The organism is Demequina sp. B12, assembly GCF_028823635.1.
Classification (GTDB): Bacteria; Actinomycetota; Actinomycetes; order Actinomycetales; family Demequinaceae; genus Demequina.
Window position 1 is genome coordinate 218776 of sequence record NZ_JAPEHU010000003.1, and the last position, 22262, is coordinate 241037.

Sequence of the window (22262 nt, forward strand, 5' to 3'; positions counted from 1 at the left end):
CCAACAGGGGCGCAAGGTACGCGTGTGCCCTGGTACGTCGCGGTCGGTTCGGTCTCAAACCGAACGCCGGAAGATCCGGGGTCGTCACGTTTCCTCCAAGGTCTGGGGATTGCGCGCCATCGGTGTCCATTTTCCCACCGTTTGGCCAGGTTTGCCGGGTCGTTGCGGAACCGTGACTTAAGGCCCGGGGAACGCACCGGCGGCGTTGGTCGTGTCGGAGGGCGCCACTAGCCTTTCGGGCATGAGGATCCTTCACACCTCCGACTGGCACATCGGCCGCACGTTCCACGGTCACAGCACGGATGAGCACCTGGCGTTGGTGTTGGACGCGCTGGCCGCTGCTGTTCGCGAACACGGCGTTGACGTAGTGGTGGTCGCGGGGGATGTGTTCGATTCCTCGACTCCCAAGGCGGAGGCGTTTACCTTGTTTGCCCGGGCCGTCAAGGGCGTGCGTGACGCGGGCGCACGGGTGGTGGTGACATCGGGCAATCACGATGGGCCTGCACGCCTTGCCCACAACGCGGCCTTTGCGAGCGCGGGCGGCGTCCACATCAAGGCAGACCACACGGACCTCTCCCCCGTCACGCTCACCGACGAGCACGGCGACGTGTTGATCTACGGCATCCCCTATCTGCACCCCGAGTTCATGCGCAGCGCATACGAGGACTTCACCGGCTCCACGCACCAGGATGCGCTGACTTTCGCGATGGACAACGTGCGTGCCGATGTCGCAGCGAAGGCCGATGCTGCGGAGCGGTCCGCATCCCCCTCACCCCGGTACGTGGTCGCGGCGCACTGTTTCGCGGCGGGTTTGGGCGGCGAGCGGCCGCCTGAGACCACCGAGGACTCAGGCCGAGCCGAGGAACGTGACATCACCCGCGGCGGCCTTAACTTGGTGGATATCAGCACGTTTGACGGTGCTGCGTATGTGGCGTTGGGGCACATTCACTCGCGCCAGCAACTGAGCGAGACGGTTCGCTACAGCGGCGCTCCATTGAGGTTCAGTTTTGGGGAACGTTCCAGCACCAAAGGCGTGTGGCTGGTGGACATCGACGCGAACGGGACCGCGACCAGCCGGTGGCTGGATTTGCCCACGCCACGTGAGGCTGTGCGGATTGAAGGAACCCTTGCTGAGTTGATGGCGGACGGTGCGCACGAATCTGCGCGAGAAGCCTGGGTGGAGGTGGTCCTCACCGACGACCAACTGCCCCGGGAGGCCATGCGCACTCTCCAGGAGCGTTACCCGCACGCCGTGACGCTCACTCACCGTCCTGCAAATGTGCACGATCACGGCGAGCACGACTACGCGGCGCTCGTTGAGGGCAAGACTGATGCCCAAGTGTTCGAGGAGTTCCTTGCCTACGTACGCAACGGCGCCGGTCCCACTGCGGCGGAAACAGCCTTGTTCAACGCGGCGCTGGACGCGATGGAGTCCAAGGAGGCCTCGCGATGAAGGTGCTGACTCTTGAAGTAGAGGGCTTTGGGCCTTACCTGGCGCGCCAGACAATCGACTTCACACAGTTTGATGACGACATCTTCTTGCTGACAGGTAAGACGGGCGCCGGAAAATCCACGATCTTGGACGCGATTGTGTTCGCGCTGTACGACAAAGTGCCCCGCTACGACGGCACCGACAAGTCGGTACGCAGCCACTTTTGTGCTCCCTCCGACCCCACAGAAGTGACGTCGGTGTTTGAGGCCGGCGGGCAGCGTTACAAAGTGACCCGCTCGCCTGACTTTATGCGCCCCAAGCAACGCGGTGATGGGCTCACCAAGCAGGCGGCCGCTGCTCATTTGTGGGTGGAGCGTGACGGGGACTGGGAAGCGGTAGCGGTCCGTCCCGTCGAGGTAGGCGCCGAGATTGCCGCAATCATGCGGCTAAGCGCCGATCAGTTCCTGCAGGTGGTGTTGCTGGCTCAGGGACGTTTCCAGGAGTTCTTGCAGGCAGACACCAAAGAACGCCTGGCCGTGTTGCGGAGCCTCTTTGGCACGGACCGTTTCCAAGCGATCGAGCAGCACCTGCGTGAAGTGGCACGCGAGCGCGGCCGCGACGTGGAGCTGGCCGATGCTGGCTTGAGTGACCTCGTGGCCCGCGCCGCGGCGCTCGTGGGCAGCGAGACCCCCGAGCCAGCACAGGCGACAGCATGGTGGGCCGAGGCAACGGCACAGGTGGAACGAACCTTCACTGATGCCCAGGAAGCGCGCGCGGCCGCGGTAACGCGGGCCGATGCGACGGCTGAGGCGCTGTCCCAGGCGAAGACGGTCGAGGACAAGCGCAGCAGGCTTGAGAGGGCCCGTGGCACGCTTGCGGAGCTCGAAACCGTTGCCGATGAACATGCCGCGGATGTGGAGCGGCTTGCCCTGGCCCGTGCCGCTGCTCCCCTGGTGGGCGCAGTCCGTGCAGCCAGGGACGCGGGGCAGTCACTCGAGACGGCACGGTCAACGCACCAACTCGCGTGCGAGACGGCCCAGGCGGACCCGGCCCTGGCGCTCGCGTGGCCGGACGGCGAGATCGCCGCAGCCTCTGAGGACTCCTTACGGGTGGCGGTGGAGGATGTAGCGTCACGCATTGGCGCACTGACGGTTGCATTGGAAGCGGAAGACGCGCTCCCCGCGCTAAGGCGGCAGGTTGAGTCCGCAACCACGGCACTCGCGGACGCGCAAGCACGCCACGGCGACCTGATTGCTGAAGGCAAGCAACTGCCCGCCCAGATCGAAGCCTTGCGGGAGCGGCGCGAGAAGGCGACCGCGGCATCGGCCCGGCTCGATGGCGCTGCCGCCGCACTGAAGCGAGCCGGCGACGCACTCGACGCACATGCGAAGGCCGCCGAACTTGAGGCGGCGTTGGCGAAGGCGCGCGCGGCGGAAGGCGAGGCGTCCGCCGTGCATGCGCGGGCGGTTGCCGACCACAACGCGCTCCTGCAACGGCGGCTCCGGTCGCAAGCGGCGCATCTGGCCCAGGCGTTGGTGCCGGGCGAGCCGTGCCAGGTATGCGGGGCCACGGAGCATCCCGCTCCCGCGCGCCCGTCGCAGGACCACGTCACGGACGATGAAGTCGAGGCCGCCCGCGAGTCCATGGAGGCCGCGCGTGACGTTCTTGCCGCCGCAACGGATGCCGCTCAGGCGGTGGACCGCGACTTGTCTGCTGCCCGGGCACAGGCCGGAGACGGCGACGAGGAAGCCGCGCATGCCGCGCTCATGGAGGCGCGCGAAGCCCACGACCGTGCGAGTGACGCGGTGGCGGAACGTGCGCAGTTGGACCAGGAACTCGCTGTGCTCGGTGGGCGGGCGGAGGCACTCGAGGCCGAGGTTGCGGCCGCTGCCGAGGGCGTGAGCGCCGCGCAGGTGGCGCTGGCTGCCGCCACCAAGGACGTGACCGATGCGGAGTCGCTGACGGACTCAGTTCCTGAGGGCTACGGCTCTGTGCGCGAGTATGCCGACGCCTTGGCGCACGCACGCACGTTGGTGCAGCGCGTCAGCAGCGCCGCGGGAGCGGTGGACGTGGCTGAGCGAGGGGCGCGGGAGCGCGAAGCTCAAGAGTCTCAGGCGCTGGCTGAAAGCCGGTTCGAGATCGCGGATCAGGCCCTGGAGGCTGCGCTGGCTCCCGCGGTTGTCGCGGAGTTGGCGGAAACTGTCGACCAGCACCGCACTCGACTGAGTGGGGCGCAGGCTGTTGTCGCCGAACTGGCGAACGAGGACTTGCCCGGTGAGGTGGCGGACCTGGACGCGTTGGCTGCCGGTTCCGCGGCGGCTTCACAGGAACGGGACCAGGCGGTGGCCGCGGAGGCCTCGGCGGAGTCCGTGGTCACGCAGGTCGCGGCGATGCGCGCGGACTACGACCTACGGGCCGCGGCCACAAAAGAGGCACGCGCCGCCCGGGATGTGGCGCTGACGTTGGCGGACTCCGTGGCGGGCGACCCGCCCAATGAGCGGCGCATGCGTTTGGAGTCGTTCGTGTTGGCCTCGAAGCTGGAGCGCATTGTCAGCGCAGCCAACCAGCGGCTGCGCACGATGTCCGGCGGGCAGTACTCGCTGGAGCATGACGACGACCGTCAGTACCGCAACACCCAAACCGGTCTAGGACTGCGCATTGCGGACGCCCACACGGGAAGCTCACGCTCCACACGGTCGTTGTCAGGCGGAGAGACGTTCCTTGCGTCCCTGGCACTGGCACTGGGGCTCGCAGAGACGGTCTCCGCGGAGGCTGGGGGCGTCAGGCTGGACACGCTGTTCATTGATGAAGGCTTCGGTTCGCTCGACGGCGACACGTTGGAGATCGCAATGTCCACGCTGGACGAGCTGCGTGCAGGCGGACGCACCATCGGGCTGATCTCCCACGTGGAAGCCATGAAGGAGCAGATCCCCGCCAAGCTGGACGTGGTGAAGGCTGCCGATGGGTCCAGCCGGGTCATGACTGCGGGACCAGCAACCAGTCGCATTCGGCAGCAGGAGTTATCTGGCTAAACGCTCAGATTCGGCGAGTAGTGTGCTGGTCATCATCGAAGCAAGGGAGCACTGATGGCCGTACCCGACCCCGCATCGCTGACAGATGGCACCTGGACGCAAGCGAGCACGCTGATTCCGTTGATCGCGATCGCCGTCCTGGCAGTAGTTGCTGTCCTGGCAGTCATCGCGTACTTCTCGATGGCGGTGAACGTTGCGCGAATGCGCCACGACCTCAAAGCGCTGGTTGAGATCGTTGAAGCCGAAGAGAAGGCGCGCATCGAATCTCAGCCAGAAGACCCCTTCGACGCCCTGGTTCCTCCACCCCGCAAAGCGCAAACCGCCGCGTCGCGCTAAGCGCCCCGCTCAGTGCTGGACGCGGCGAGCGTTGTCCTACGCGTCGCGCGCCTCCGGGAGGCTGCGTCCCACGATCGCTCCCGCCACGCCCAACACGGCTAGGAGCCCCAACGCGTAGGCGCTTCCCAGGGCCGCGAGCGCCGCGGTGATGGCGCCAGCGATAAGGAGCAGCACCCCCATCAGTGTGTTGGCGACGGCGACGTACTGGGTGCGCTGGTCGCCCTCGGCAATGTCGACCACATAGGTTTTGCGCGCCAGCCGGGCACCCACGTGGACGAGTGCCAGCAGCAGGTATGTAACAGGGGCCAACCATGCGGCTTCGCCGATGGCGGGCATCGACACCAATCCCAAGAACAGGACGATGACGGCGGAGCTGGCGAGGGACGTGCTGATCATCAGCCGCCGCGAGGACTGGTCCGCCAGCCGCCCGAACAGCGGACCACCAATGATCCCGGCGACGCCCTGCGCCAGGATGAACAAGCCCAGGGAGCCCAGTCCCGAGGCTCCCTGCGCAATCCCCATGCCCACCACGAATGGTGGGCTGAGCGCGCTGACGAGCAGCAGCGCACGTGCGATGACGAACTTACGGAAGACGGCATCGGCCCGCCACAGCCCCCAGGCTTGCACCGCCCAGTTGGGGCCGTCCGCGGCCTCCGGCTCCACGTCCTCGGCAGGTTCACGGATGGTCGCGTAGACCGCGGCGGCCACTCCCCATGCGAGTGCCGCACCGCCCAGCAGCGCCGCCAGGACACCGACGCCCACGCTTTCGCCGCCCCAGATGCGCAGCGCCAACCCGAGTGTGAGCGCCACCACGGCGGAAGCAACGGTGGTGACGCCTTTGATTTGCCCGCGCACGCCCTTGGGCACGGTGCGGCCTAAGACGTCCTTGCTCGCGATGGACGTCAGCGAGCGGGCCAGGGCGAAGACGGCCAGCGCCGCCAGAACACCGATGCCTGCGACGACGCCCTCCGCCGTGGCGGCCACGAGAGCCAAACCCGCGGCGGCGATCGCCTGCCCCACAGAGCCAGCCACCCACACCCACTTGCGCACACGCTGGCGGCGCACCCACGGAGCCCATGCGGCCTGCGGCAGCATCGACCCGGACTCACGAATGGGCACCACGAACGCGACAAACGCTCCAGGTGCACCCAATGCGTTGAGCAGCCACGGCAGCACCGTCTTGGCGTTGACGATTTGGTCGCCTGTGGACTGCAGGGCCTGCGCAGCCATCTGCCGTACTGCATTGCCCGCGACGTACGGCCGGGCCTGCTCGCTCAGGCTGTCGAGATCGGCGTCGTCATCCTTGATGAGTGTGGCGAAGATGCGTTGAGAAGGCACGGAGATATCTTCTCAGGGTCACGCCTGGCAGGAGCCCACACGGCCAATGTCACGAATCCCTTACATTCCGCAATGTCAGCATTCCCTGACATTGCGCCGTGATGTACGGTATTTCTTACATCTAGGTTTGTAAAGGATTCCTGACATGGCACTGACGAAGCGACTGCGCAAGACTGCCGATGTGGCACAGGTGGTGATGGCGGCACGCGCCAAGGCAGGCCTGACGCAGCAAGAGGTAGCCGACCGGGCGAATGTGTCGAGGCAGTGGCTATCGCTGTTCGAGTCCGGCAAGACTCGGGGTGCGGAACTGTCACGGGTGTTGGGAGTGCTCGTGGCTCTGAACGTGGACCTCACCGCGACCATTGAGGACGAGTAGCCAATGCCAAAGAAGAAGCCGCTACATGTATTCCTGCGTGGCCAACACATCGGCGTTCTCGACGCACTAAATCCGCGACTCGTGCAACTGCGGTTCGACCGGGATGCCGACCTCAACGCAGTGGTGTCGATGTCCATGCCCACCGTTCCAGGAAAGCGCGCTCCCGCTGACGCCACCTCGGCATTCTTTAACGGCCTGCTCCCGGACGGCTCCGATGCCCGCCTCACGATGGCAAAATCGTTCGACTCCTTGGACACCTCCACGGTGTCGCTGCTGCGTCACGGTGGACTGGACTGCGCCGGCGCCCTACAGGTCTACACCCAAGACACGCTGCCTGAACGCCCCTCACAACTAGCACCCATCACCGACGCTGACATCAGTTCCCGGCTTCAAGCCCTGGCCGGAGACGAGGAGATGTTGCGCGACGACATGGAGCACTGGTCGCTCTCTGGCGCACAGCGCAAGATCGCGGTCGCCCGCGACGGAGGCCAATGGTTCCTCCCCACAGGAGCGGCCGCCACCACGCACATCATCAAACCTGGCGTAGGCGCGATCCCAGGGGTCTCCCCCGGCCAGCAGGCATTCACCGAACACGTCACGATGCGCGCCGCGGCCGCCGTAGGCGTTGACGTCGCACGCACAGAGTTCGCGATGTTTGACGCAACGCCAGCGATCGTTGTGGAGCGCTTTGACCGTCTTATGACCGCCAGCGGGACGGTGAGAATCCACCAAGAGGACATGTGCCAGGCCTTAGCCGTGGACTCGTCCATCAAGTACGAAGTCGATGGCGGGCCAGGTGTTCGTGCTGTTGCCGATCTTGTCCGTGATGCTGTGGCTGACCGCACCGACGCCGAAACTGATGTGCGGCGGTTCGCCAGGATGGTCGCGTTCAACTACATGGTCGAAGGCTCGGACGCACATGCGAAGAACTACGCGTTGCTACACCCCACAGCGGGTGAGGCAGCGCTGGCTCCCATGTTCGATGCCGCGACCGGCGCGATCGCCTCCACGGCCAACGGCACCCGCCGGTTCCCCAAGGCGTCTATGCAACTAGGCAACCGATGGCACTTTGGTGCCGCCACGGGTGACGACTGGGCACAGTTTCTGGCGATGCTTGGTCTCACGGGAGACAGCACGCTCATCGAAGAACTCATCGCGATGGCAGAACGCGTCACCGACGCACTCAGCGATGCCTTGAACGACACCACGGCACCCCAAGAGTTCCGCAACTGGGCGCGCTCCACACCAGTGCTGACGCGCGTGCAGCAGTCAGCGCGCGCCGCACACCAGGCACTCACACAGCTCCCCGACAACGGCCGCCGCACCCGGCCATACGCGACGATGTGCGGCACGTGGATGCCTGCTTGGTTGGCACGATGCTCGGCGCCACGGGGGCATGAAGGCTGGCCCCTGGCTGGGCATCAGTAGCGGGTCTGCTTTGATCATGGGTGTTCCCATCGCGGAAGGAAGCCGATGCACCCGGAAAGCCGAGCATTCACGGCATGACACTCTAGGCTCAAGTCACCAGTCACCGCGCCAAAGGGGGCCACAGAATGTCCGGATACGCCGTTATTGACCTGGAGACAACAGGTTTCGCGTACAAGACCACTGATCGCATCTGCGAGATTGCCGTGGTGCTTGTCGACGCCGACGGTCAGCGAGAGCACTCCTACTCAACTCTTGTGAACCCTCAACGTGACTTGGGTGCGCAACATATCCACGGCATCGACGCTACGGACTCACGGGTGGCTCCCACTTTTGACCGGGTGGTGGGCGACCTCACGGAGTTGCTGGCCGGCAGAACGGTGGTGGCCCACAACGCCGCGTTCGATGTGCGCTTCCTTGCCGCCGAGTATCACCGGGCAGGCGTCCCAGTCGCGCTGGAGCCTGGTCACGCGGTGTGCACCATGCAGTTGGCACGCCAGTTGGGCCTCCCGCCCAAACTCGGCGACGTGTGCGGCTATTTTGGCATTCCGCTTGTGGGTGCACACGCTGCTCTCAACGATGCGGAAGCGACCGCCCAACTGTTGACCCGGTACCGCGAGTACGAAGCGGTCGCTCGTGCATGGCAGGAACTGGCGACTGCCGGCGAGCGACTCGCCTGGCCCGTCATGCCTGCGCTGAAGACACCTGCTGTCCCCCGCGGAGCGGCTCAGCCCGGTAGCGGTCTGCTGGAGTCCATCGTGGCCTCCTTCCACCCCACCGTTCAGAATGGGGAAGAGCGGACATACCTTGAACTTCTGGACCGAGTGCTGTTGGACCGGAAGATCTCCGCGCAAGAACGCCGCGAACTGGACGATGCGGCAGCCCGGCTGTCGATCTCCCCCGCAGATCGCGACCGGCTTCACCGCACCTACATGCTTGGGATTGTCAACATCGCATGCGAAGACAAGGTGCTGACGCCCTATGAGAAGGCCCACATCGTCAACCTGGCGGGCCTGCTTCAGTTGGACGATGTTGAAACGGAAGCACTCGTCGCTCACGCCCACACTCAAGCCGATGCGTCCTCCACCACCCTGGAACTACCACCAGGGTCTCTGATTGTGCTCACCGGCTTTCCCGCCGCAGAGAAGGCACGCTTGACACAACTCGCCGAGGTCCGCGGGCTTGTGGTGTGGTCTGGTGTGAAGAAGGGCGTCGCAGCAGTAGTGGCCCAAGACCCTGGCTCGTCGTCAGGGAAAGCAACCAAAGCACGCACCATGGGGATTCCAGTGGTGGGGGCCGATGCGTTGGGTTAGCGACGCCGAACGGTCACAGTTGTGACCGTGCCAGATGAGTCACTTCCGGGCTTTGTTGGCTCATCTATGAGGCAAACTACATGCCATGGCTTCCACAGTTGAAGAGCTTCTAGACAAGTTTCTGTTCGAGTCACAGTCGACTGCTGAACAGGGTTCCAAGTTTGAACGGCTCATCAAGGCATTCCTCCTCAATGACGTTGAGTGGAATCAGCGGTTCGATGCGGTGTGGGAGTGGATGGAGTGGCCCGACCGCGAAGGCACTCGTGACACCGGCATCGACCTCGTGGCGCGCTACCGGGAGTCTGGCGACCTGGTAGCGGTGCAGTGCAAGTTCTATGACCCGGAGACGGTGCTGTCGAAGCAGCACATTGACTCGTTCCTCTCGGACTCCGGCAAGGACCCATTCAAGGAACGTCTGGTGGTCTCGACGGCGTTGCGGTGGGGGCCCAACGCAGAAGCTGCTATCCGGGGCCAGTCAAAGCCCGTGCACCGCATCGGACTGCACGACCTGGTGGAGAGCTCCATTGACTGGGAGCAGTTCGACTTCGCCACCCCAGAAATCCTGGAACTCAAGGAACGCAAGCGGCTGCGCCCGCATCAGAGCGAGGCTCTGAGCAAGGTGCGCGCGGGATTCGAGGCCCACAATCGCGGCAAGCTGATCATGGCCTGCGGCACAGGCAAGACATTCACCTCGCTGAAGATCGTCGAGGACCAGGTGCCACTGGGCGGATCCGTCCTGTTCCTCGTCCCCTCCATTGCGCTCCTCAGCCAGACGCTGCGCGAGTGGTCGCTGGAGGCAGAAGCATCGCTGCGAACCTTCGCGGTCTGTTCAGACATCAAGGTGGGCCGCAACGATGACTCCCCCGAGATCTCGGTCGTAGACCTCGCCATCCCCGCCACAACGGATCCGGTGAAGCTTGCCGGTCAGGTCACCAATCCGGACGTGGCGCAAAACCGGATCACAGTGGTGTTCTCCACGTACCAATCCATCGACGTCGTCGCGAAGGCACAGAAGGAAGCCGGGCTGCCGGACTTCGACATGATCATCTGTGACGAGGCACACCGCACCACCGGCGCTACGCTGGCAAACACGGATGAGTCGGCCTTCGTGAAGGTGCATAACGAGGACTTCATCAAGGCCTCCAAGCGCTTGTACATGACCGCTACGCCGCGCATCTATGACGACAACTCCAAGGCCAAGGCCGGTCAAGCCAATGCAGTGATTGCGTCCATGGACGACGAGACCTACTACGGCCCCGAGTTCCACCGCCTCGGCTTCGGCGAAGCCGTCTCGATGAACCTACTGACCGACTACAAGGTGTTGGTCCTTGCTGTCGACGAGGGGAGCATCTCCAAGACTTTCCAGGGCACGATGGAAGCCAACAGTGAGCTCAACCTCGACGACGTCGCGCGCATCGTGGGTTGCTGGAACGGCCTGGCAAAGATAGGCCAAGCCGAACACGACTTCGCCGTGGACCCCGAGCCCATGAAGCGTGCGGTGGCCTTCTCCCGCGACATCAAGGCTTCCAAGCAGTTCGCGGCGATGTTCGACGAGGTCATCGGTGACTACGTTCGCAATCAAGGCATTGGTGAACACGAAGGCGACCGCGCGCCGCTAGATACCTCAGTCCATCACGTGGACGGGTCGATGAACATCCTCACCCGCAACGAAGAGTTGGATTGGCTCAAGACCGACCCCGGCGCTGACGCGTGCCGCATCCTCACCAACGCCAAGTGTCTATCCGAGGGCGTCGATGTTCCCGCACTCGATGCGGTCATGTTCCTCAACCCCCGCAAGTCCGTCGTGGACGTTGTCCAGTCCGTGGGCCGCGTCATGCGTCGTGCGCCGGGCAAGAAGTACGGCTACATCATTCTGCCAATCGGCATCCCGGCAGGCACGAGTCCGGAAGAGGCCCTGCGCAACAACGACCGCTACCGCGTCGTCTGGGAGGTGCTCCAAGCGCTGCGCGCCCACGATGAGCGCTTCAACGCGATGGTCAACAAGCTCGAACTCAACAAGAGCCGCGACCAGCGCATCAACGTCATCGGCATCGGCGGTGGTCGAGACGAAGACGACACCGAGTCCACCAAGCCCAACCCCGATGGGCAGCAACCCCAACAACTAGCCTTCGACTTCGCCGCCCTCGAGGAGTGGTGCGACGCGATCTACGCCAAGATCGTCCAGAAGGTCGGTACGCGCCGCTACTGGGAAGACTGGGCCAAGGACGTCGCCCAGATCGCCGAACGCCACCGCACCCGGCTCCTCACGATCCTCGACTCCGGCCACGCAGCCGACGAGTTCACCGCCTTCCACAAGGCGCTCCAGGCGAACCTGAACGATGGCATCTCCCGCGACGACGCCATCGACATGCTGTCCCAGCACATGATCACCAAGCCCGTGTTCGATGCACTGTTCAGTGAGTATGCGTTCGCCGACCACAACCCGGTCTCCAAGGTCATGCAGACCATGCTGGAAACCCTCGAGGGCGCCAACCTCGAGTCCGAGACCGAGCCTCTGGAGAAGTTCTACGAGTCCGTTCGTCTGCGCGCGGCAGGCATCGACAACGCCGAGGGCAAGCAGCGCATCATCACCGAGCTCTATGAACGGTTCTTCAAACTCGCCTTCCCGCGCGCAGCCGATGCCCTCGGCATCGTCTACACCCCCACCGAGATCGTCGACTTCATCATCCGCTCCGTCGACCACCTCTCGCGCGAACACTTCGGCAAGGGCCTGACCGACGAAGGTGTTCACGTACTGGACCCCTTCACGGGCACCGGCACCTTCATCACCAGACTCATCGCATCGGGCCTGATTGAGCCGCACGACCTGGCCCGTAAGTACGCCTCCGAGCTGCACGCCAACGAGATCATGCTGCTGGCGTACTACATCGCCGCCATCAACATCGAGACCACCTATCAGCAACAGATGGCCGATGCAGGGGTTGAGGCCCCGTACAAAGCGTTCGACGGGATCGTGCTCACCGACACCTTCCAGATGACTGAGAAGGACGACATCGACGACCTCCTCGTGTTCACCAGCAACAACGCCCGCGTCGAAGCACAGCGGCAGCTTGACATCCGCGTCATCATCGGCAACCCGCCCTACTCCGTTGGCCAAACCTCCGGCAACGACAACAACGCCAACGTGAAGTACCCCCACCTCGACAAGTCCATCGAGACCACCTTCGCCGCCAAGTCAACGGCCACGAACAAGAACAGCCTCTACGACTCCTACATCCGCGCCATCCGCTGGTCCGCCAACCGCATCGGCGATGCCGGACTCATAGGATTCGTCACCAATGGCGGCTTTATCGACGCCAACACCGCCGACGGACTCCGCAAGACACTCGCCGACGAGTTCACCGACATCTACATTTACAACCTCCGAGGCAACCAGCGCACCGCAGGCGAACAGTCACGCAAGGAGGGTGGCAAGGTGTTCGGCTCCGGCAGCCGCAACACCGTCGCCATCACTTTCCTGGTGAAGAACCCCGCCGCCGACCGCGAGCGCGCCACCGTCCACTACCGCGACATCGGCGACTATCTCACCCGCGAAGACAAACTCGCCATCGTCAACGACTCCCTCATCGCCAGCGTCGCCTGGCAAACCATCCAGCCCAATGACGCGGGAGACTGGACCAACCAACGCTCCAGCGAGTTCGAGAACTGGCAACCCATCGGCGAGAAGTTGGCCTCGGGCGCGGTGTTCCGCGCGTTCGGTCGGGGCCCAGAGACGGGGAGGGACGCGTGGGTCTACAACTACTCGAGCACCGAGGTCGTTAGAAACATCCAGCGCATGGTGGAGTTCTACAACCACCAAGTTGAGGCATTCGCCCGACACATCGCGTCAACACCAGGCATCGACGCCAAGCAGGAAGCCGTGAGGTTCATCGACAACAACCCAACTCAGATCAGTTGGACTCGTTCGCTTCGGCAAGCATTCGCGAAGCGAGAGACCGTGAGCCTATCTGAGTCACACACCACGGTTGGGCTGTATCGACCTTTCACCAAACAAATGGTTCGGTTCGGACGCCTCGTGACCCATGAACGGGGACAGATGCCTTCGATGTTCCCCACGCCCAGCCACCCAAATCGAGGCTTTGTAGTAACCGCACCCGGTTCAGGAACGGCACCATTCTCGGTACTCGCGAGTTCGATGATGCCCGACGTGGTTGCGCTTGGCGCAGGCAACCCGAGCCAGTTCTTCGCCCGCTATGCCTACGAACCCGTCGAGGAAGGCACGCTCGAACTCTCTGACGACGTCATTGAGGGCTACCGTCGAGTCGACAACATCACCGACGCCACGCTGAAGCAATACCGCTCGTGGTACGGATCTGACATCGCCAAAGACGACATCTTTGCCTTCATCTACGGCTTCCTGCACTCGCCCGACTACCGCAGCCGGTTCGCTGCGGACCTGAAGCGTTCGTTGCCACGTATTCCGCGCATCGGCGCTGAGCAGTTTCCGTTGTTCCGTGACTCGGGGAAGGCGTTGCTGGACCTGCACATCGGCTACGAGAACGTCGACCCCTACCCCGTGACGGTGGACGGGGTGCCGGAAGGGCTGGACGGCGACGCCCTGTACGACACACTCCGGGTCCAGAAGATGAAGTACGGCAAGCGCGGCAAGGAGTGGGACAAGACCGTCATCCACTACTCCCCGTTGATTACTGTGTCCGGCATCCCCGAGCAGGCGCAGCGCTACATGCTGGGTTCACGCTCAGGCCTTGACTGGATCATCGACCGCTACCAGGTCAAGACCGACAAAGCCTCCGGCATCGTCAACGACCCCAACGACTGGTCACGCGAGGTTGGCAACCCCCGCTACATCCTCGACCTCATCGCGAAGGCCGCCACGGTCTCAGTCGAAACGATGAAGATCGTGGACGCGCTTCCAGATCTCGAGATTGTGGAGGAGGCTTGATGAACAACGTCATTCGCGCGGGAGGAGTCCAAGTCTCTCTGCCCATCGCGGCTGAATGGGTTGAGGCGTACACGGACCAGGCCAAACGATTGGATGCGAAGCCCTACGCCTACCCCGCGTACGACGCATACGAACTGGACAGCGATCCCTACAAACTGTCCGACGCCGACCTCCTCGCGCCCGGGCTCCTCAACGTCAACATCAGCCTGCGCGCGTACTACGTGTTGCAGGACATGCGGCCTCACGTCGAGGCGGCTCTGAAGTTAGTTGAGCCCGACGCCAGCTGGGTCAACATGGACGCTGACGCAGCCATCGCAGCTGTGGAACAGGCATACTCGCCACTTGATGTTCCGGAACTGTCGGGCCGAGGCGTGCGCAGGACTACCCTCTCGAAAGTTCTACACCGCAAGCGACCCAACTTCTTTGCGCTCCACGACTCGCGAGTCAGTAACTGCTACTACGACATTGCCGGCGGTATCGAGACGGACAAGAACCGCACGCGGGCACAGTCCATGGCCGTGTTCAACCAACGAGTCGCTGCAGATGTTGCCAGTCAGCCAGAGCAGCTGGACCGTCTCGCCAAGGCCGTCAAGGGCCAGACTCGACTTACACCCCTGCGGCTACTCGACATCATCGCGTGGAAAGCCAATGGAAACTCCCTCGGACTTTAGCTCGCGGAGGTGAACGGCTCTGCGCAAACAGCGGCTCCAGACACCTCGCGTATCACCGTGGTGCTCGCAAGAAGGTAACGCTGGTGGCGATTCGACCAAACACGGGATCCTTGGTTCTCGCCCTTTGAGAGGCGTTACATGCCATCTACCGTCAGATTGTCGGTCTCAACGGAGACTCCTTCAACAGCGAGGGATGGCAAGCGCTACGGCCCTCGCCTTCATTCGTCAGGCGTTCAGGGTCCCGTGAGACCTGCGCGCGGGCTGCCCAGGCCCTTAAGCCCTCGCGACTGAAGGAATCGCGAAACTTGTGACGGCACCCTGCTTTAAAGCCTTCGGTAAGCCGATACTCGAGGATACGCAGGCCCCGACACCGACCGGAGACAACCGGCCTTCAAGTCAGTGACTGAGCACGGAAGACTACTCAGGGGCCAAGAACCTAGTCACGCTCACGCGGGAAGACCGTGGCTGGGCACGACTCAAGTTCCATCCCGTCGCTACCGATAAGCCAAGAGGTTAAAACACGCGCAGGAGGTTATTTTGCCAGTGGTCAATGAGGACGAGTTGGCGGTGGCCTATCGCAAAGCGAAGGTTGATCTCTACTACTCTTCAGATCCGCGCCGATCCGAGATTGCCGAGTACGAGCAATCTCTCGCTGATAATCTGCACGCGCTCGCGCTACAGATCAATGCCACAGAATCTACAACGTGGGTGTCCGAAGCTACATTTGTGGGGTCGGGGTATGTTGCTCCGAAATCTCTGAGCAGCGAAGGTTTTTCCATTCCTCCGGGCACAATGTGGTCCGATCCGAACAAGCAATGGCAAGCATCCGCTCCAGAGGCGAAACGCAATGCCAGTTTTCGACTCATGTCCCGATGCAGCATCGACATGCATGTGCTTTCAACACTGTGGGCCATGCGCATCGGTGAACGCTTAGACAGCCAACTGTCTAAATCTGCGATGGGAAGCAGGATTCGGAGGACGAGGGATGGCGCTCCAAACGAGTTCTCGAACGGCACATACGTTCCATACCTCGGCCCATATCGAGAGTGGAACAAAGCGGGGCTAAACGCCATGCGAGCGTCTCTCGTGGCAAGACAAGACGTCATTGCGATCACGGCGGATGCATCGTCTTACTTTCACTCGCTCGAACCCGACTTCTTGCTCGAGAACGATTTCCGCTCCCGAACTGAGCTTGATCAGTTGTCTCCCGAGGACGAGCACCTCCACAGGCTCTTCGTAAGCTCGCTAAGAGGCTGGCAAACAGCCATCCGAAGTGTGCTCGGAGTGCAAGCCACCGGTTTACCTGTTGGCCTACCTGTCTCAGCGATCGTTGCAAATGTAGCGCTGATCGATCTCGACCGCGTGATTGAGAACGAAGTTAGGCCGCTTCACTACGGCCGGTATGTCGACGACATCATCCTGGTCCTCAGGAATACCGGAGACCTACCCACCGCAAGAGAGGTCTGGGAGTGGATCTCGCGCCGCAGCGACACGTTGCTCCAGGTCAGAGATATCGACTCGAAGGACTCCCCAGAGGGCTTCGAAGTCCGATTCAAGAAGTCATACCTCGGGGACTCGACCCCGACCTTCTCTAACGAGAAGAACCGTGTCTACTTTCTATCAGGTGCCACCGGATTGACCCTCGTCGATGCACTCCAACGCACCACAAGCGAACGCGCGAGCGAATGGCGCCAGCTCCCGAGGTTTCCCGACGACCCCGAAGATATGACAACCGACGTAGTGCACGCATTGCAGGCAGATGGCGACCGCGCAGCGAATCTACGCACAACCGACGAACTCACCTCAAGTAGAGCCGCGTTTGCAATCACGCTCCGCGACGTCGAATCACTAGAAGCCGACGTGGATCCCGCAACTTGGTCGGGCCACCGCCGAGCCTTCTTCGAAGCCGTACATGACCACATTATGGTCCCCACACAGTTCTTCAAGCTTGCCTCGTACTATCCCAGAATCATCAAGCTTGCGGCGGCAGTTGGCGAGTATGGCGTCATCGCGCGCTTAACCGCCCGTCTAGCCGACCTGTGTACGGCGCTCGAGAATGACGCAACGGCAACAGTTGCCGGGGCCAAAGATGCCGACCCGTCGGAAACATGGAGACTGTGGCGCAGTCATCTCGCCTATGAATCGCGTGAGGCACTGTGCGCCGGCGCCCAAATCGCGATCAACGATGAGGCACTCAAATCCATAAACTTCGCACTCAGAGAGTTGGACTCAGCCTCACATGTGAAGCTGTCGGCCGAAGGCTTGATCACATCACACGCGCTGCTTGTCAACCGAGATCTGGCGCACCGCGCTTTCCGCTCCGACATCGGCAACTTCTCGCGGGATGTATACGGCGTTGTGCAACCCCGCAGCGCCGTCGATCCCGGCGGCGACGTCTACAGGATACTGCCACCAAAGTTCTGGAAGGGGCTGGAAGCACAAGCACGATTAATGGGAGCATCGCCAGGAGTTCCAGTCGCGTTCGCCTTCCCAACCCGCCCCGTGAACCTACTCGAACTCTACGCGTTCGCCGATGAGTTTGGGTCAGGGCTGTCTGTCGAGGACGCACGCTCTGCCGTGATTGCCTCGATCATCACGGCACGCGGTTACTCGGTCGACGACTCGCTTCCAAGGTTTGTTCACGAGAGCGCCCCCGACGGATCTCAATGTTCGGATTCCAGCACCTGTACAAGGAGGTGCTCGCACGACGTTCTCTTTGTGCCATCCGAACGGAGAGACGGACGGCGGAGCATCGCTGTGGGCATGGTCGCAACCAGCCCACAGTCTTGGATTGCTTCGGTAGCGCTTCCACCGAACCGCTCGCTCGTGCGTTACCAGCAACTCGTTGACGTGATCAACCAAACGATGTCGGTGCGAGGAAAGGTTGACTACCTTGTGCTGCCTGAACTGTCGGTACCACGCGACTGGTTCATCCGCTTTGCCTTGAAACTGCGTGCGAAGGGCACGAGCCTTATAGCTGGTATCGAATACCTTCACACTGGCCCGCATGAGGTCCGCAACCAGGCGTGGGCTGCTCTAGCCATCGAAGGCCTCGGGTTTCCTGCAACTTACTTACTGCGCCACAATAAACAGCGGCCCGCGCCCGGGGAAGAGCGACGTCTCTGGGACACTGCGCGAAAGATCGTTGCACCCCCCATACCCCCCGTGAGGTCACGCGTCATCGACCACGGCGGCTTCCGCTTCGGCCTCCTAGTTTGCAGCGAGCTGACAAACATTGAGTATCGCGCCCAGCTTCGCGGTGCCGTCGACGCACTCTTCGTGCCTGAGTGGAACCAGGATCTTCACACATTCGAAGCCCTTGTTGAGTCCGCCGCACTAGATATCCACGCCTACATCATTCAGAGCAATGACCGCGCTTTCGGAGACAGTCGGATTCGGGCACCCATGAGGGAGCAGCACTTGCGCGACATGCTACGAGTGCGAGGCGGACAGCACAACTACGTCGTCGTCACGCAGATTGACTTCTGGTCACTCCGATCCTTCCAATCAGCACATCGTGTTCAAAAGGGGATCTTCAAGCCCACGCCGGATGGGTTCGTTGTGTCGCCTGCTCGGCGACGTATGCCACCTCCTGGGGTTGAAGCGACCGAATAGCGCTACTTACTGCATTTCGACACGGCTCGGCGCGCGTACTTGCGGGCACGTTGTAGTCGCGAGTTCGGGCCGCCGAAGTGAAGCCCGCCCATGAACCGTGTGTTCAGCCGAGCGCCAGTCAACGCCGCACACACAGCGGCAAGCGGAGCACAGAACACCATCTCGGGATGCAGCGCCGCTACTTCGGGCGCTCGAGGCTACCCCGGAGCACTCTCCAGCCGCACAGTCCTGCTGGCAGCTCGCGACTCAGTCCCAGGATCGGCAGCTTGCGCGAGTACGTGCACTAAGCAAGTTTCGTTGCCCCCTAATGCCGGTCAATGAGCCACACTTCAACCTTGTCGTAGGGGCACACAATCCAACACTCCAATACAAGCGACCACACCGCTACTGATCTGGGTCACCTTCGACGCCGGCTGACTTTCCGTGCATCCACAACACGATGTCGACCACGCGAAGCGGTGTCACGTGGGCACCTAGTCCGGCGTCAGCACCTAGACGCTCAGCACGGTTCCACAGCTCGCAGCCATTGGCAGTCATGACCTCGTGCATGAGAGTCCAGTGGTTGAGACTCCCCTGCAGGCCCAAGACTTTGGCGACGACAGAGTCGTAGATGGGGAAAAGCCCTGGCCGCTTGCGTGCAAGCAACTTCGAGGTCCGCACCGGGCCAAAGTTGTCTACGTTCTTGCGTCCACTCGCGGCGCCGGGTCGAAACAACCTCCATAGTTCGCCGCCAACGGACTTGTCCTCCAGCAAGAGTTCGCGAGCACTGGCATCGACTATGCACACGTCTCCGTCGATCTGGGAGAGGAGCCGAACTGCCTGTTCCTGGAAAGGTTCGCTCAAAATCTCTGTGGCGGCGCGTCCAGTGACCGAGACAGACAAGGTTGCGAGCGCGACTAGGTCGCTCGGCGTGATGACGTTGAGATGCTCAGGTGCGTCCCAACGTCCTCCGATGGTCTCGAACTCCGAGCCCGTGTAGGCGTCAAGCGTGTAGTACGTGGTGAGTGGACCAACCGCACTTGGATCCCGTTCCATTGCCTCTGCTTCCGCGAGGACCTTGTGGACAGTCTCAAATGCCGTCGAACTCTTCACTTCTGTCCCCTCATCTGGCAGCGCAACTACTCCTAAGGCCAACCTACTTTGCTCGCTCATGGGACCCGCAGGGTCACGTCATCGTGGCCATACGCGGCAGAAGATCTCAGCGAGTTCACGCCCTCGCGCGTCGATGTCAGCGTCTGTCCACTCGTGGGGATGCCCCTCCACGACGCGTCGGGTTAGCAGAAGCCCACCAAACTCGTGCAGGAGAGCTCGCTTACCTTTCCTTGGTCTGCCACGCTCTGTCTGGACAAGTTCGTCGTCACGCCAAGGGTGATTCGATGCCGACGCATTCAGACGCTTGTTGAGCAACGTCAAGTTGCCAAGGAAGTGAACTCGCCGGTCGCGAGCCGCGCCAGCCTCTGCATCGAGGGGTGGAGTCGAGTCCCACCACGTCCGCCACTCTCGCGGCATGATGTGCTCAATCTCCAGGCCCTTGGGCAGTGTCACACCATCATGCAAGGAACTCCGCAGTGCAAGCTCAATCCCCTCAAGTACAACTCGAAGACGACTCTGCCGGACGTTGCCGTACAACTTGAGACCAGGCAACTGCTCAAGGACCATGGTGTCGTCCGGCCACACACGGGAGTCAGCCTCTTGACGGCCAAGAAACTCGTGCACAACATCACCTGCTTCAGCGGGTGCTCGCTCGTCTAGTGCGGAGAGCATGGCCACCATCACCTGGTTGACGTTCTTCATTGTCATCATCAGCATGGTCCGGCGGACTACCCAGCTCTCCAGCGCCGCGAGCCCGCGCTGCACCTGCTCTTCGGGTACGTCATGGTTGTCGGAGAGCAGCCACAGGAGCAATGGTGTTGTCGCCGCGAGTTCCATAGTCTCGATCACGCGGAAGTAGAACTGGCCGACGAGCGTGTCACGGTCGCGCTCCGACAGTCCTCTGAAAGTCCGAGCATCGGCCCGCAACTGCTCAAGGAAAGCGTCGGCGACCACGGGACTTGTGAAGGACTCGCCCGCGTACTCCTTGAAACGACGGAACACCTGGTCAGACAACACTTCTTGGCGCAGACGCATCGTGAGCCAGTACTGAAGGAAGATGTCGATACGGGACCGGTAGAGGCGTCCTTGCTTAATCTCGGTGCGCCACCAGTGCTCATCGAACTCCAGCCACACTCGTTCGGCCCATCGTTCAGTGTCGGCGTTGATCTCCTCGCCCCACTGAAACACCAGGTTCTTGATCAAGTCGGCGGCGAGCAGAGGCGTCCCTCGATCATTGAGCGTCTCAAAGATCAGTTGGTCGTCATCCTCGTGATCGAGTGCAATGGCTACCACGATGAGGCGCGTCAACAGTGAGTCCACGAGCGCCCGCGCGCGTTCGTCTGCACTTTCTTGTGGCGAACCGGCCGTGTCACCTTCCCCCATGATCCACTCGCGTACACGGAGGGAGAAGAAGTCATGCGCCTCGATCAGTTGCCCTGACACATCAGCAGGTCGAGTGGATGTCATCGCGGCCTCGAACGCAGCGCGGTCGATGCGCCCGGGACGCAACTTCAATCGGTCTACTGTGTCTGCCTTGCCCCCGCGGCCAATCGCGGACGCCAGTCTTGCCGCATCATCACTCAGACCAAGGTCACGTACAACCTGCCATGCTGCGTGGAGGAGAACTTGCAGAGTAGTTGTGCGCTGCTGCCCGTCGATGACCGAGTACTGGGCGCCAACACCGGGAACAGCACCAATGCTCTTCGACACGATTGCACCGAGGTAGTGGGTACCTACCGGCGCTGAACGTGTCCGAGCTCGCTGGCTTTCGAGTAAACGATTCGCCAAGTTCTCGATATCAGTCCACAGCGGATCCCACTGCTCGTCTTCGGACCACACGTAGGGCCTCTGAAAAGCAGGAATGATGTACTCCTGCCCGTCCGCGAAAAGAGCCTCGAGCGTTGTCGCACCTGCCTGCATGACACAACCTTGCCAGACCGTCGCGGTGAAGGCCCTGATCTCGCCGCGAGAGTCCCAGCGTTGACATGCGTCGGAAGGAGACCGGCCGTTCGAAAGCCGCACCCGAGAGGGTGCACGGCGCGCCAGTGCGGAGGCCGAAGAGCGCATCGGCCCTCAGCCCACCGCGCTTCGCAAGAAAAACTGGCATGTGCTTGACAGCGCACCCACTGGGAAACGTGGTTCAGACGCCAACCACGCGTCTTCAGCGAGGAAGAAGCCGATGCCGTGTTTGAGATCGCACGCCGCTCCACCACGTGGAGCTAGACAGGCCCTCAGTTCCGCTGGTATCCAAGCCAGTTCTTGATTCCGTGAGGCGGCTTTCCCAGCAGGAAGATTCCAACGAACTCGTGCTCGGGATCCTCACGCATTCTTCGCACGCTACGTCCGGTGAGGACTCCTGCGGCAATCAGCGTCATGCCTAGCCCTGCTACGGCCCAGCCGCCCATGCCGGCAGCGAGGTTGTTCCAGGTCACCAACGCGAAACCTGAGCCCGCGATCCACCCCACAATGTCGGTGAGCCGTACTCGTGCCACGACATAAACCAGTAGCACTCTGGCAAGGCTGGCCAACACCACTGCGGAGCCCACCATCGAGACGAGTTCCCCCACCGCACATCCCCCTCTGCCGCACTCGTTGGAGTCTCGAAGGTAGCACCGCTGTCTGAGAGTTCTCGCACACGGACCCTTACGCCATTGGCGCAACACGGAATGGGCGCCTTGACCCACGCGTTCGGTAGGGACAACCCATCG

At 62.3% G+C, this 22262-nt stretch carries 13 protein-coding genes; 9 read left to right on the forward strand and 4 right to left on the reverse strand.

Annotation, left to right across the window (positions count from 1 at the left end; all coding sequences use genetic code 11):
* Positions 1–241: 241 nt before the first annotated feature.
* From ON058_RS08550 to ON058_RS08560, 3 genes are read left to right on the forward strand one after another with little or no spacing between them, the layout of a single operon-like run.
* Positions 242–1453 (forward strand): exonuclease SbcCD subunit D, encoded by a 1212-nt coding sequence (locus ON058_RS08550; protein WP_274668630.1) that lies wholly within the window; start codon positions 242–244, stop codon positions 1451–1453.
* Entirely contained in the window at positions 1450–4464 is a 3015-nt protein-coding gene (locus ON058_RS08555; protein WP_274668631.1) for an SMC family ATPase, read from the forward strand. The genes ON058_RS08550 and ON058_RS08555 overlap by 4 nt, the downstream gene beginning before the upstream one ends.
* A gap of 54 nt (positions 4465–4518) precedes the next feature.
* A complete protein-coding gene (locus ON058_RS08560) occupies positions 4519–4800 on the forward strand; it encodes a hypothetical protein (protein WP_274668632.1) in 282 nt (93 codons plus the stop codon).
* 36 nt (positions 4801–4836) lie between these two features.
* Here the strand turns inward: ON058_RS08560 and ON058_RS08565 are convergent, their stop codons facing one another.
* Positions 4837–6138: an MFS transporter gene (locus ON058_RS08565; protein ID WP_274668633.1), complete on the reverse strand. Its 1302-nt coding sequence runs from the start codon at positions 6136–6138 to the stop codon at positions 4837–4839.
* 145 nt (positions 6139–6283) lie between these two features.
* On the opposite strand from ON058_RS08565, the gene ON058_RS08570 reads away from it, so the two are divergent.
* From ON058_RS08570 to ON058_RS08595, 6 genes are all read left to right on the forward strand, one after another.
* On the forward strand, positions 6284–6514 hold the full coding sequence (locus ON058_RS08570) for a helix-turn-helix domain-containing protein (protein WP_274668634.1): 231 nt from the start codon (positions 6284–6286) through the stop codon (positions 6512–6514).
* 3 nt (positions 6515–6517) lie between these two features.
* Positions 6518–7942: a HipA domain-containing protein gene (locus ON058_RS08575; RefSeq protein ID WP_274668635.1), complete on the forward strand. Its 1425-nt coding sequence runs from the start codon at positions 6518–6520 to the stop codon at positions 7940–7942.
* A 125-nt stretch (positions 7943–8067) separates the two neighbouring features.
* A complete protein-coding gene (locus ON058_RS08580; RefSeq protein ID WP_274668636.1) occupies positions 8068–9252 on the forward strand; it encodes an exonuclease domain-containing protein in 1185 nt (394 codons plus the stop codon).
* An 85-nt stretch (positions 9253–9337) separates the two neighbouring features.
* The gene (locus tag ON058_RS08585; RefSeq protein WP_274668637.1) at positions 9338–14176 is read left to right on the forward strand and encodes a type ISP restriction/modification enzyme; all 4839 of its coding nucleotides are present in this window, start codon (positions 9338–9340) and stop codon (positions 14174–14176) included.
* Positions 14176–14847: a DUF6308 family protein gene (locus ON058_RS08590; RefSeq protein ID WP_274668638.1), complete on the forward strand. Its 672-nt coding sequence runs from the start codon at positions 14176–14178 to the stop codon at positions 14845–14847. The genes ON058_RS08585 and ON058_RS08590 overlap by 1 nt, the downstream gene beginning before the upstream one ends.
* Before the next feature lie 912 nt (positions 14848–15759).
* On the forward strand, positions 15760–18462 hold the full coding sequence (locus tag ON058_RS08595) for a hypothetical protein (RefSeq protein ID WP_342453028.1): 2703 nt from the start codon (positions 15760–15762) through the stop codon (positions 18460–18462).
* 384 nt (positions 18463–18846) lie between these two features.
* Here ON058_RS08595 and ON058_RS08600 read toward each other — a convergent pair whose 3' ends face one another.
* From ON058_RS08600 to ON058_RS08610, 3 genes are all read right to left on the reverse strand, one after another.
* The gene (locus ON058_RS08600) at positions 18847–19554 is read right to left on the reverse strand and encodes a DUF6308 family protein (RefSeq protein WP_274668639.1); all 708 of its coding nucleotides are present in this window, start codon (positions 19552–19554) and stop codon (positions 18847–18849) included.
* 78 nt (positions 19555–19632) lie between these two features.
* Positions 19633–21474: a DUF262 domain-containing protein gene (locus tag ON058_RS08605; RefSeq protein ID WP_274668640.1), complete on the reverse strand. Its 1842-nt coding sequence runs from the start codon at positions 21472–21474 to the stop codon at positions 19633–19635.
* A gap of 311 nt (positions 21475–21785) precedes the next feature.
* Positions 21786–22121: a hypothetical protein gene (locus tag ON058_RS08610; RefSeq protein WP_274668641.1), complete on the reverse strand. Its 336-nt coding sequence runs from the start codon at positions 22119–22121 to the stop codon at positions 21786–21788.
* Positions 22122–22262: the final 141 nt, after the last annotated feature.